Raw genomic sequence first — 12,784 nt, forward strand, 5'->3', positions numbered from 1 at the left:
AGATCGGCGCTTCGTCAGTCCCGACCTGTCTTTTGTTTAAAGCAGCAGGTCACCGATTTATGAGATCGGCGATTTTTCGCCAGCGGCAAGCCGGGTGAGGAGCGGATATCTCGAAGAGCTTCTCCAGGAACGCCCAGATGCTCTCGTCGTGAACGAGATGATGGGTCAGGATGCCCGTCGCACCTCCTCCTCCGCCCGACTGGTCCAGCCGTCGCACGATGTCGTCGACGATCTCTTCGTGGTCGCGGCACCCGCGCGCTCCATGCCAATCGATTACGTCCACATGCGTGTTGATGATCGTGAGCTCCGGATGCGCAAAGGTCCGATGCGGTTTTCCGCCCGTTTCGGGCCCGAAGACCGAAAGCGCTGTGAAGCCGATGGGAGGGAGGCCGGCGATCAATCCGGCGTCGATCCGGTTCCACGGCGGGACGAGCAGCGGCACGAAGGCGGAGGGATGGAGTGCCCGAAGGCGTGTGTAACCGACGCTGAGTTCGCCCAAGACCACCTCTCGCGGCCGGTGGGCGCCGAGCTCCTGGCTTTTTTCCCCCATAGGCGCGTGGTTGCGGTGCGACCAGCCATGGACGGCGACACTGATATCGCCGCGGCCGGCGAGGTCATATGACAGCCGCTCGTCAGTACCGGCCGGAATGACGGCGAGGGTCGCTGGTACGGTGAAGCGCTCCGCCAGCTCGAGCAAGCGATCCAGCGCCGCCGTCGGCTCGACCGCATCGTCGTCGCGGAGCCAAAAATCGAAGGTCTTTCCGGCCGCCTCGCACCGGTCCAGCCGATCGATGAGCGGTTGCCAGATGGATGCCGCTTTCATCTTCCCATCCCGCCAAATTCGCTGAGAATCTCGCCGAGACGCGCGGCAGCAGCCGGAAGCGAGCGCTCTTCAAATACGAAATGCCTCGCGCGCCCGCCGAACTGTACCCGCAGCGCCTCGTCGCTGAGAAGGCGTCGGATGGCCGCGGCGAAAGCTTCGACGTCTCCGGCCGGCGTCAGCAAACCCGTTTCCTCATCCCAGACGACTTCCGGCACGCCCGCGGTCCGCTGCGCAACGACGGGCATCCCGGCCGCTTCAGCCTCCAGATAGGAGAGACCGTAGGCCTCGCCGCAGCCCGGCCAGACATAGAGATCGCCATCCGCGAGAATTCCCGGGATTGCCTGCGGCTCCACTTCGCCGCGCCATTCCAGCCGTTCTGCCGGGAGCCCAGCAAAGATCTCGTGCACCTCGGCGCGAGCAGGGCCGTCCCCGACGACCGTCAGCCGCCACGGCAGATCGACGACGAGCGTCAGGGCGCGCGCGAGCATCCTGTAGCTGTCCATCTTGTCGCCCGAACGCATCATTGCAACAGCGAACAGCCGGCACTCATCGACCTTCGTCCTCCGCAGCTCGCGAAACGGCGAAACATCGATAAAGGGAGCAAGCATCGCATAGCGCGCGCTTGGTATTGCCTCTTGCAGCCCCTCTCGATCGCGGTGGGTGAAGCAGATGTTTACGGCGGCTTGCCTCGCGCCGGCCGCGACCTCGTCCTGCGCAAGCCTCCAGGCGTCCGTGTTGCGCCGGTAGGAATAGGAGCTTTCCGCCGTGATGTAGGGAATCGCAAATTCGGCCGAGAGGCGGGGGCCGAGCAGATCCGGAGCCTTGTAATAAGGATGATAGCAGAACCATGCCTCAGGCGGCCCCTCCCGCCGCCATAGCTCGCGAACACGCACGATCTCCCGCTCAGCTTCACTGCAGAGGGCCGCAAAGGCCGCCTTGGAAGCGTCGCGCGAGAATGTGCGCAAATCAGAGGCGATGATGATTTCGTGCCCGGCCAGGCGCAGCGCCTCGATAAGCATGCGTGCCATCTGCCTGTCACCCGAGGGCACAGGGTGATCAGGAGATTTCAGCGGCGCGTGGAAGGCAATCTTCATTCGAGGCGAATGCTATCCTGCCTTCCTATCCTGATGTCAACACGGCGCGTATGTCGTTTCGAATGCTGGAGCATCCGTCGGTCCCGATGCCGCGCAGACTATTCCGCCGCCGCCTCGCCAGGCGCCGCGGCCGCGTTTCTCTTGGCGATCGCGTCGCGTGTCGCGGCAGCGGCGGCCGTCGACGCCTGCGCCTCGTCGGCCGCGACCTGCACCGTCGGCGAGGCAAACTGGATGCCGTGGGTCTTGAACGCCTCCTTGATCAGCGCCTGCGCCCGCCGCCGGACCTGCGTCTGGTGTCCCGGCTTGGTGGTCATAGCAAAACTCAAGGTGATACCATAATCGCCGAATTGCTCGACGCCCTTCATTTTCACCGTTTCTATGATGAGCGGCGCGAGCTCCGGATCATCGAGCAGTGCCTGTCCCACGCCTTTCACGACCTTCTTCACCTTCGCGACATCGGCATCGTAGGAAACGTTGATCATGAACTTGTCGATGACCCAGTCGCGGCTCATGTTCTGAACGGCGCCGAGTGAGCCGAACGGCACGGTGAAGACGGGGCCGCGATGGTGGCGCAGCTTCACGGAACGGATGCTGAAGGACTCGACCGTGCCCTTGTAGCTGCCGCTCTGGATATATTCGCCAACGCGGAAGGCGTCGTCCATCATGTAGAAGATGCCGCTGATGATGTCCTTGACGAGTGTCTGCGAGCCGAAGCCTATCGCAACGCCGAAGACGCCGGCGCCGGCGATCAGCGGACCGACCTCGACGCCGAGGCCGGAAAGCACCATCATGCCGGCAACGACGGCAATGAAGGCGGCAAGAAAATTGCGCAGGATCGGCAGCAGCGTGCGCAGGCGCGTATTGCGGGCAAGCTCAGCCGGATCCGCGACGTCGACGCTCGCCTGTTTCACGCGGACGTTGATGGACTCCTTCGCCAGTTGCCAGATGAGATCCGCTGCAAGCAGGATGACAACGCCGGCCAGAACGCCGCGGAAAACCCGGTTGAAGACATCATCCTGTAGCATTGCGCTGCCGTTGACCTGGAAAACAACGGCAAGCCAAGCCGCCGCGAGCGCGATGATGACGAATCTCGCGCCGCGGTCGATCAGAACATTGCGCATCACGCGCACGTAGTCGGCTGCTTCGGTATCCTGCATCGCCCTCGTCGCCGCGCTCGTGAAGCGCAACAGCGGCGGCAATCCGAGAACATAGACGCCGATCCAGAACAGCACCTTCATGCCCGCGACCCAGACGAGCCACAACAGGATGAGGAACGCTGTGAGCAGCGTGTTGCGCAGGATGCGCCGCCCGGCAGCCATGTCCGGGGCGGGCCGGCGCAATGCGGTATCGATCGCCAGCGCCAAAACAAAGAAGCCGAGACCGGCCGTCACCAAGTTTCGGACATCTTCCGGAAACGAGAGCGCCTGCATCATGTCGCCGACGGCCCAGATGAAGGCGAAGGCGCAGACGAATAGGACGGATCGCTTGTACCAGAAGCGGGCGGCATCTGGAGCAAGCGTGACGGGCGCTTCCGGCGCATCCGCTGCCGCAGCCTCTTCGGAAGGTTTCAGCGCTGCGGATGCGATCGCAATCAACAGACGGGCCACGATCCACGCGATCAGCAGCGGCGCGACGGCGGCCTCGAGCTGGTGCGGCCAAGCGGCAAGCACGAAAGCGGTGATGGCAGCAACCGCGAAGACGGCGAGCGGCGCGATGCGAAGAAGCGCCGTGAGCCCATGGCCGGGCCTGGCGGCGTTCCGCGCAACGATCCGGCGTAACAGGTAGCGGAGCAGGAATTCGGCGCCATAGCCGATGAAAAGGACGATGGCGAAGCCCCTGAGGACAGGGGTCGTCCCATAGGCTTGCATGTCAACGGCAATGCGCGCTCTCGCCGCGTGCCATTCGGGCATCACGCGCGGCACGGCGTTCCCGAGATCCGAAATATGCTTCCGGATCGCTGCTATCCAACGTGAGGCAAGTCCCCCCGCAGGCGTGGTCGCGGCGGGTGCCGGAGCCGCCTGCTTGGCCGCGAGCCATTGACGGACTTCCGGATCGTCCAGCAACTCGATCAACTGCTGCACCTTGGCCGGCGGCGCGGCCGTCACCGGCTCCTGGGCCGCCAAAGGAGCGGCAACGCCGAAGATCAGCTGGAGAAAGAGAGTGACCGAAACGAAGACGATGCTTCGTCTGCCACGCCTTGAACCTGCGCTCATGCGAACTGCCCCCGGTCTTTATACATGCCGCATACATACCGCCCGTAGCGATATTCGCATATCGAGCATATGTGCGTCACGCGGCAAATCACACGCCATTCCACTTCGGCTCACCGCCGAATCCGGCGATCCATCCCAGATGGTTGAAGCGGTGGGTGCAACGGTGGGGAGCTCGGTGAAGCATCCCCATGCTCGAAAGGATCAAGGCGGCGCAGCTTGCATAGCAAGCGCCTTTTGTTCCGCGCGTAATGGAGTCTCTATCGGAATGACCGCAGCTCAAAACCGCCGATGACCCGCTCCGCCAACACGGCTCAAACAATCGTAGCGAAGGGCACGCGCGAATTTTCCGGCGTCATAAGGCACCTGTCAGTTCATCCGCGACCCACTGTCCAATGCGCAGGAGACCAGCACATCGCGACTTAGGGCACTCATAGGCGACCGTCTAGGGGCGACATTGTTGTCGAGCCTTCATGAGTCCGCGGCATCATCCAGGAGCAAAAGAGCGTTCGGCCTCTCCCGTACAGGCATTCTGAAACGTCGCTGCCGCCGAACCGCGCAGTGGCGGAGCTGCCTTTTGTTCTCGTCACTTTATAAATACATACTCGTTACAGCCGTGCCGCCCACCTACCGTCTTGATCTGATCCAATTGGTAGCCCTTCTCGTGATAGAAGTCGAAAACTTCTTTGGGAGTGGAAACCTCGAAGGGATAGCCGCCGAGCCAGTCAAGGTGGTCGTGCCAAAATGACATTCCCCTTGGAGGTTTTCGCGCCTCAAAGTACCGGATAACCACACTCGGTAAGGCAGGATAGAGAAAATGAACGAAGATGAGCACAGGACGTGACATAGGATGCTTGTTGTATAACTTCTTCGCAAACACCCAGTATGTGCTGATGATCGGCTGGCGATTGTAGAGTGCAAGAAACAGCTTTCCGCCTTGCTTCACATTGCTGTCGACATTTTCCAGTGCCTGCCACATCGCTCCGGTATGGTGCAAGACGCCCCATGAATACACAACGTCGAACTGGCCGAGGCGACGGAGATAATCTGCGTCCAACGCAGATCCTTCCTCGATTATCCAGTCCTCACACTTAGGGAAGTAACGCTGCTTCAGCGCATGCGTGCAAGCGACTGATTGTGGGTCGCAGTCGAAAGAATATACACTGGCGCCAAGCTTTTTGGCGGCCAGTGAGAATAAGCCGCTGCCGCTGCCTATATCCAAAAAGGTCCTGTCGTGGAGATCGTCGACCCTCAGCATTGCTTTCAGGCTGTCGACCGCGCTTGCAAGACGGTCGTCGTCCACGACACCCAGGAAGCTGCTCCAATTTCGGCCGAATTCAAATCGCCTGCCCTGTGCAATTTCGCGAATTATTTGCGCCATGGCGACCACCATGTCTTGACTCAATGCATTTTCCCAATTGTGCTGCGGTTGCGTCTGAACTCGGCGGTTCGAAGCTGATCGTTTTGTTCGATAAAGATCAATCGAGGACGGATTAAACCGGATGAGCCGCACTCATCTCCTCACGGCTAAATAGCAATGAGTTTTGGTCGCATGACCAAAGCAAAAAGCGACCAACTGATAATTAGAGCGGAATGTGGGGCGAACCGAGCCCAGCTTTTCCGCACGGGTTGACATAGTGCCTTTCGATCGCGAGTTTGCCCAAAGGGCCGACGCAGCCGAGGCTTCAAGCATAGTCCAAAGCGGCCCTAAAATAAAGCTGCTTTGGTAACGCAATGGAGCTCGCAACGCGAGGCAAGCGCGGCCATCATGCTGTTTTTTGCGCCACCTGCAACCCAGTCTGCAATTTATGATTTAAGGCGCAGGAGGCCAGTGCGTCCCACTCGGAGAGAATCCGCTCTGGCATGTACCGCTGAGCGCTGACCTCAGCCCTCGCCCCCAGTCGTTCCCTAAGCTCACGATCGGCGAGTACCCTGTCAAGCGCCTTTGCAAGGGCTTCAACATCCTCGCTTGGCACTAATATGCCGTCGCTCTCATGCGTAATCATGACGCTAGGGCCCCACTCGCATTCAAAGGAAACAACAGGCAGACCAGCAGCCATTGCTTCCAGCAAGACAATTCCCCACCCCTCGTAGCGCGACGACAGAACAAATGCATCTGCGGTTTCAATCCAAAGGCCGGGCCGTTCGGTCACGCCAGGCATATCTACTCGTTTCTGTAGTCCGAGTGCGTCGCGCAGCGCCTCCAGACTGCGCCTTTCATCGCCCTCTCCCCAGATTACCAACTGCCACTCTGGATACGTGCTGGCGATTTTTGAGAAGGCCTCCAGCAACAGGTCGAAGCCCTTTTGGCGGGTCAATCGACCGACCGCTGCAAGAATGTTCTTTCCGCGTCGATCCCGCCAGCCCGTAGGCAAATCAACCGGATTGGCGATAACCCTTCCAATGCGGCGTATCTTCGGTGAAAAATGGTCTAATGCCCCCTGGGTCATCGTGACGAACCCGAATGCTCGCGGATAGAGGATTGCCTGTAGCCACTTCCAAAACGCTCCGACCGGCTGCAAAGCCGGGTTATTGCGCTCGGAGATGATGACCGGAACGGCCAGTCCGACTGTAGCTAGGAGCGTCAAGACGTTCGTTCGCGTGAGAAAGCTTAAGACGAGGTCCGGCCGCGAATGTCGGATAGCGGTTCGAAGCCGTTGAAATCGCTGAAACACGAGGAAGCCGGAATGCATCTTCGAAGCTCGACGAGGAGGCACCCCCAGGCGTACGACCGCAATCTTTGGATCGAAGTTGTAGTAGGGCTGCGCATCCGGTGGCTCGAGCGTGATGATAGTCACCGTACAGCCGAGCGCATTCCAGTGGTTACTGAGGATGTTCACCACGTGCTCGGTGCCGCCCGCTCCAAGGCCCGCGATGACGATCGTGATTCGCGCGCCGCCAATCTTCGACATTTCAAAGGTCCGGGAATCCGCACTCTCATTCATATCGAAATGCCCCTCCCCCGATTGTTCAAGGATCGGGGCGAATCTCGTGTCTTCGTGACGGGTAACCAGGATTTCCGACCTCGGCACGGACGCCCCCCAGGCGCAATGGAGAGTGTGTTGTAGATAGGATGCAAGCTTTTCGTTTCAGAATCAACTAACCGAATTGATTTTCAGCAATCTTGTTAATAGGATCTAATTCATTTCCGAACTTTATTTGGTGATGTTCTGAGAATCAATAGTAATCTCTCTCTGCTACTCACCAACATTAAAAGCATCTCGCGAAGAGATCCGGTAACAGATCGAAATCGCCCTTCAAAAGCGCGGAACGAATATTTTTTCGCCTGCTGATTGTTTCTGCCCATCCGGAACTATCGATCACCTGATCAAAGCTGAAAATAATATGAAATTCAATATATAGGTTTATGGTCCCCTAAAGCATCGCGAATTATGCCATTTTTGAGCAACGGCGGGTTGTGGAGAATTTGATGGCCAGCATTCTAAAGCGAGCATGGCGTCGGGTGGAGAAGCGGGTACGGCTAACTGCACATGCGGCCCGAGCCGACAGCTTCCTGGTTTCCTACCCGAAATCGGGCCGCACTTGGTTCCGCTATATTCTTTCCCACTATCTCGCTGCGATCGCCGGCGTTCCCCAGCCTGTAGACCTTCACAACATGTTTTCGATCGTGCCAAATTTCGACCTCGATCCGGTGCGCGGGATTCCCGGCTACCGTTTCCGCAGCGCGAAGGGCGTGATCCCCACGGTCCTAGTCAGCCACCTGGACTATCGCGCAAGTTTATTCCTTAAACGTCCGGTCATAATGATGGTTCGGGATCCGCGCGATGTGGTCGTTTCGGCCTACTTTCACGCGACGCGCCACAAACACCGTTTCGCGGGCAGCCTTTCAGATTTCATAGCCGACCGTGATCAGGGGATGCCCGCCATGATCGACTATCTGAACGGTTGGGCCGGCGGTTTATCCAATCGCGCTCACATCGTTCTGAGCTATGAGGATCTCTCTGCCGACGCGGAGCGGCAAACGCAGGCGGTCCTTGAATTTCTCAGTTGCCCGATAGATCGAAACGCGGTTCGGGCAGCAGTCGAGGCCGGCCGCTTCGAGTCCATGCAGGCTCGGGAACGTGCAGAAGGCATCCCGGCCCATGACTATGACCGAAACGACGTCGAAAGCCTGCGCATGCGGCGCGGCAAGGCGGGCGGGTTCAGAGACTATCTTGACGATGCGCAAGTGGCGCAAGTCGAGCGCTTGTGCGCAGCGAATCTGACGACAGCTGCCAAGCGCCTTATCGGCCGCACCGGACTACAGCTCTGAAAGAGGCAGCGGCACACCGGCGTCTCAGGTCGAGCGAAAACCGCTGAACGCGAGAGGATAGACAAGGGGCAAAGCACTATGGCGTCTCGTTGCGTTCACTTGAACACACGGCCGTAGTGGTGGCTTCTCTACCGCGACCTTGGCTGCCCTTGCTGCCGGCTACGACGTTCGCGCGGCATAAAGCGCTTCGTTGGCGTGGCTGGCACTCGCAAACACCCCGCGTAGCACGTGTACCGCCTTCTCCATCGCGGCCGAGTCCAGGGCGGGATCGACGAGAAACGTCAGGCTCGTCTCACCGAGTTCCCGCGCGTTCGGTAGTCTCTCGACGGGGGCCATGCCGACATCGGCAAATGCCTTCTCCAGATAAATCTCCGAGCAACTGCCGCTGAAGCAGGCGACCCCCGCTCCGTTGATCTCCGCGACGATCCGGTCCCTGCTCCAACCTGATTTCAGAAGCTCCGGCCTCAGGAAGGTATAGAACCGATACCATGCATGTCGGATGCCGCGGGGCGGCAAAGGCGTACGCAGGGCATCGATCTCCTCTGCGGCCCTGGCGAGGATGGCGGCATTATGCGCCCTGATGCCGTGCCATTGCTCGAGGCGCTGCAGTTGCCGTGATCCCAACACCGCCTGGATGGACATCATGCGCCAGTTCGTCCCGAAGGTTTCATGCAGCCAGCGGAAGCCCGGCGGGTGCTGCCTGTGGTAAACGGCATCATAGGACTTGCCGTGATCCTTGCGGCTCCAGGCCTTCTGCCACAGTTCGTCATCGTTCATGGCCACCAGGCCGCCCTCCCCTCCGGTGGTGATGATCTTGTCCTGGCAGAAGGAGAAAGCCGCGACATCGGCGAAGCTGCCAACCGGTCGACCGTCGATTTCGGCACCGTGCGCCTGGGCGCAATCCTCGATCACCCACAGCCCGTTCTCGCGGGCGAACGCCATGATCGCCGGCATGTCGCAGGGCCAGCCCGCGAGGTGGACGGCGATGATGCCTTTGGTCCTCGACGTCAGCTTCGCTCTGATGGTTTCGACAGTGATGTTCTGGCTGTCGCGATCGACGTCAGCGAAAACCGCAATTCCGCCCGCCATCGGCACGGCGGAGGCCGAAGCGATGAAGCTGCGCGGAGTAACGATCACCTCGTCGCCGGGCTGAAGCCCGAGCGCAAAGAGCGCGAGGTCGAGCGCCACCGTTCCGTTCGCCACGGCCACCGCATGCTGGACACCAAGATAGCGCTCATATGCAGCCTCGAAGTCCCGGACATGCGGCCCTGTCCAGGCATTCACCTCTCCCGATCTTAGGATGGACACCACATCCTCGATCTGCTCCTCATCGTAAACCGGCCAGCGCCCCATTTATCCCTCCAGTTCTGTATTGATCTCCGGCTTTGGCCGGAGGAGCATCAGATGGTCGGAACCGACCGACGCGCGTCGGCCCGTTCTACAAAGCTCAAACGACTTGCCGAACCAGGACGAAAGCTTCGGCTGCCTGGGTCATCACGGTTGCGCCGCGCAGCGTGGCAAGTGCTCGCAGCGTCGCTATGGAACGCTCGTGCGGTGGTTGGCGTAGTTGCGAGGCGAACAACTGCATTGCCTCCAGTTTCGCCTCGAGGTGACCAGTGATGTCGACGAAGACATTTGGCAGGAACCCCGGAGACAAATAGGGAGCATTCCAATTCGTTTCGGAAAGGGTCTCGTAAGCGAGAATCAGCTTCGGAAACTCCGCCTGGTGCGGCCGACATGCCACTAGCGCCGAGGTGAAGGTCAGCTGATGATCCATGTGCATGTCGCCTACGAACGGGACGAGCACCGTTTGTGGCGACAGGCGGCGAACGAGTTCAAGCAGAGCGCCGTTGACGATCGCGTGCGCTGTCTCCGCGAGCTGGGCGGCCGGCAACCGCAACCAGACGGTCTCCTTCACCCCGAGCGCCCGATGTGCCTCTGCGGCCTCGGCCTGTATCCTCGCTGTCTGCGCTGGATCAAAGGATGGGGGCTTCCCCTCCGTCACGATTGCGACGAAAACCTCCTCGCCCTCGGAGGCAAGCCTCGCGATCGTGCCGCCGGCACCGAGCACTTCATCATCGGGATGCGGAGCGACAACCAGAGTGCGTCCGAAAGCGATCTTCGAGCCAGCCATAAAACCTCCGGAAAACATACCTTGACGCTACGCGGGCGTTTCAACCAGAGCCGCACGCCGTCGCGAATTAACCTAAGAAGATGCTACCGGCGTTGCGACTTCGCGAGGTCTCCCCAGCGCCCCTCACCTTCAGTCACCGGATCCGTCACCATGCCTACTATCGCGTCATCGCTTGCAACCGCCCGCAAGGGTAATGCGAGAGAAACGCGTGGGCCATTTTCAGGCGTTCTGCATGCACCCGCTCACCTGTAACGATTGTTTTCACCGTCAGCAGGAGGATCCACGCGTCGAGCCAGAGACTGGCGTGCGCGACATACCAGAGATCGAGCGCGATTTTCTCATCGTCCGACAGTCGCGTATTGCCGTTCACTTGCGCCCAGCCTGTCATGCCGGGGGCAACCAAGGAGCGCATGCGACCGAGCTCACCGAAGGCCTCAACCGTGACTAGGGGAAGCGGGCGCGGGCCGACCATCGACATGTTGCCCGCGAGGACGCAGAGCAGTTGCGGCAACTCGTCGAAGCGAAGCCTCCGCAACAACGCCGTTGCAGTGGTCTGTCGCACCCCATCCGGCAGCAGTGCGCCATCGCTCCCGCGCGCATCCGTCATCGTGCGAAACTTGGAGACGGTGAAGACCTGCATCCCAGCGCCGGCGCGTGCCTGGGCAAAGAACAAAGGCGAGCCGAGGCTCAGCCAAACGACCAAAGCCGTGAGCGCCATCAGCGGTAGGCACAGGACGACGAGGGCTCCGGCAACCACGCAGTCGAGGACGCGCTTGAGACGGCTTGATCCGGAAAAGGCGGTCAGATCAATATTGGAGACGGCGTGCTCTTGATTGGGCTTCAACTGAATGTCCCTTTGGCGCCTGGAACACATTTTTTAGTATCACTTGTAATATTAAGTGCCGATGATGCTCACATGCCGGCGATACCGACCACGACTACATCGCCCGGGAGCAATTCGGTCATTAGCGATGCCTGTATGCTGGTCGGCTTGCCGCCGACCGGATTTCGGCGGATCTCATATGTATAGGAAATCTGATTTTTCTTTGTTTCGTCTTCGGCCACGGCGGCCATGAGGAGCATTTGCTCTTCAGCTGAGTGCTGGTTTGCAATCAGCTTCTTGATGGTGATTTCACGCTCCTGGAGCTGAGTTAGAATCTCCTTCTCCCTGTCGGCTGCAAGCTTTGCTAGCTGCAGCTTCAGCTCGCTCAACTCCTGGCGCGACCGCGCAAGGGTTGCGAAGGTCTCAAGGAGCTGGGCCTTTTCTCCTAGTGCGTTGTTCTCTGCGCGCGAGAGCTCGCTTTCGGTGTTCAGCCCGCGCTTGCGAAGCACGCCGATGCGCTCCAAATCTTCCTCGCTGTTTTGAACGACGTCCCTTTGCTGCTGCACCAACTCGTTCAGGATCTCGATGCCGCCCTCGGATTGCGCAATCCCTTCCGTGAGAATTTGTGCCTGGGACTTGTTGGCTGCGAGATCCGCCCTGAGGATTTTCTCCTCGAGCTCAATGACGCCATCAAGGGGCGCGCCGTCGACATATTCGCGCGCGATCTCCGGGACGTCATTCAAGTCGATCTTGTCACTGGATTTCAACTGCGCCGCGAGCCTTGCTGCATAGACGGCTTCGTGGACAATCTCCGCGCTGGCGGCCTCTATCTCCGCCCGCAGACGGGCGCGCGCGAGGACCCGGTCGGATGCGCTCGTAGCAACAAACTGCATACCGCCCGCCAGACCGATGGCCTGCTCGACCGTTAGGCCGCTGTAAAATGGAAACGAACCAGGGCTCTTGACCTCGCCGAGAACGAAAATCGGCCGGAAAGTTGAAATGTTGAGGGATATTTTTGGATCGACGAGGATCTCGCGGCTGCGGAATTCGCCGCGAAGCTTATCCAAGGCCTCCGGTATCGTGAGACCTACGACGTTAATTCCGCCGATAAGGGGGAACTGCGCTTCGCCGTTGCCGGAAATGGTCGCGGTGACCGGCAATTCGGCATCATCGAGGAAGTCAAAGGTCAGAACATCGCCTGTGTTGAGCCGATATTCGCCCGCATCCGCGCGCGATGACAGGCCCATCGAAAACGCGACCACCAACAGCGCGATCACCATAATGTACGCGCCCCAGGTGCGCAGCGGCCAGCTCATGCCTGTTCCTGTCGGTGATTTCCCCATCTCAACGGAACTCCAAAAAGCAATAAAGAAAAGGCTACCAAAAATATATGCGTGACTATATTCTCCGTCGCACTGTCACGTCAA

At 59.7% G+C, this 12,784-nt stretch carries 10 protein-coding genes; 1 reads left to right on the plus strand and 9 read right to left on the minus strand.

Annotation, left to right across the window (positions count from 1 at the left end):
* Positions 1-49: 49 nt before the first annotated feature.
* The 5 genes from AYK65_RS29030 to AYK65_RS29050 form a co-directional block, all read right to left on the minus strand.
* Entirely contained in the window at positions 50-823 is a 774-nt protein-coding gene (locus AYK65_RS29030) for a polysaccharide deacetylase family protein (RefSeq protein WP_081162797.1), read from the minus strand.
* Positions 820-1,917: a glycosyltransferase family 4 protein gene (locus AYK65_RS29035; RefSeq protein ID WP_081162800.1), complete on the minus strand. Its 1,098-nt coding sequence runs from the start codon at positions 1,915-1,917 to the stop codon at positions 820-822. The genes AYK65_RS29030 and AYK65_RS29035 overlap by 4 nt, the downstream gene beginning before the upstream one ends.
* Positions 1,918-2,015: 98 nt before the next feature.
* Positions 2,016-4,130, minus strand: a complete 2,115-nt coding sequence (locus AYK65_RS29040) for a mechanosensitive ion channel family protein (RefSeq protein ID WP_081162802.1) — start codon at positions 4,128-4,130, stop codon at positions 2,016-2,018.
* 583 nt (positions 4,131-4,713) lie between these two features.
* Positions 4,714-5,532, minus strand: coding sequence for a class I SAM-dependent methyltransferase (locus AYK65_RS29045; RefSeq protein ID WP_244560145.1), 819 nt, complete (start codon positions 5,530-5,532; stop codon positions 4,714-4,716).
* Positions 5,533-5,893: 361 nt separating this feature from the next.
* On the minus strand, positions 5,894-7,072 hold the full coding sequence (locus tag AYK65_RS29050; protein WP_081162808.1) for a glycosyltransferase family 4 protein: 1,179 nt from the start codon (positions 7,070-7,072) through the stop codon (positions 5,894-5,896).
* A 485-nt stretch (positions 7,073-7,557) separates the two neighbouring features.
* On the opposite strand from AYK65_RS29050, the gene AYK65_RS29055 reads away from it, so the two are divergent.
* The gene (locus AYK65_RS29055; protein WP_026614504.1) at positions 7,558-8,400 is read left to right on the plus strand and encodes a sulfotransferase domain-containing protein; all 843 of its coding nucleotides are present in this window, start codon (positions 7,558-7,560) and stop codon (positions 8,398-8,400) included.
* A 159-nt stretch (positions 8,401-8,559) separates the two neighbouring features.
* On the opposite strand, the gene AYK65_RS29060 is transcribed toward AYK65_RS29055, so the two are convergent.
* From AYK65_RS29060 to AYK65_RS29075, 4 genes are all read right to left on the minus strand, one after another.
* A complete protein-coding gene (locus AYK65_RS29060) occupies positions 8,560-9,753 on the minus strand; it encodes a DegT/DnrJ/EryC1/StrS aminotransferase family protein (protein ID WP_081162810.1) in 1,194 nt (397 codons plus the stop codon).
* A 94-nt stretch (positions 9,754-9,847) separates the two neighbouring features.
* Positions 9,848-10,534 carry a PIG-L deacetylase family protein gene (locus AYK65_RS29065; RefSeq protein ID WP_026614506.1) on the minus strand — a complete coding sequence of 229 codons (687 nt, stop codon included), beginning with the start codon at positions 10,532-10,534 and terminating at the stop codon, positions 9,848-9,850.
* Between the two features lie 157 nt (positions 10,535-10,691).
* Positions 10,692-11,378 carry a sugar transferase gene (locus AYK65_RS29070; protein ID WP_081162813.1) on the minus strand — a complete coding sequence of 229 codons (687 nt, stop codon included), beginning with the start codon at positions 11,376-11,378 and terminating at the stop codon, positions 10,692-10,694.
* Between the two features lie 68 nt (positions 11,379-11,446).
* Positions 11,447-12,700, minus strand: a complete 1,254-nt coding sequence (locus AYK65_RS29075) for a polysaccharide biosynthesis/export family protein (RefSeq protein WP_046117654.1) — start codon at positions 12,698-12,700, stop codon at positions 11,447-11,449.
* Between the last annotated feature and the right edge of the window lie 84 nt (positions 12,701-12,784).

The sequence above is a fragment of the Ensifer aridi genome, from assembly GCF_002078505.1.
In the GTDB taxonomy this organism is placed as follows: domain Bacteria; phylum Pseudomonadota; class Alphaproteobacteria; order Rhizobiales; family Rhizobiaceae; genus Sinorhizobium; species Sinorhizobium aridi.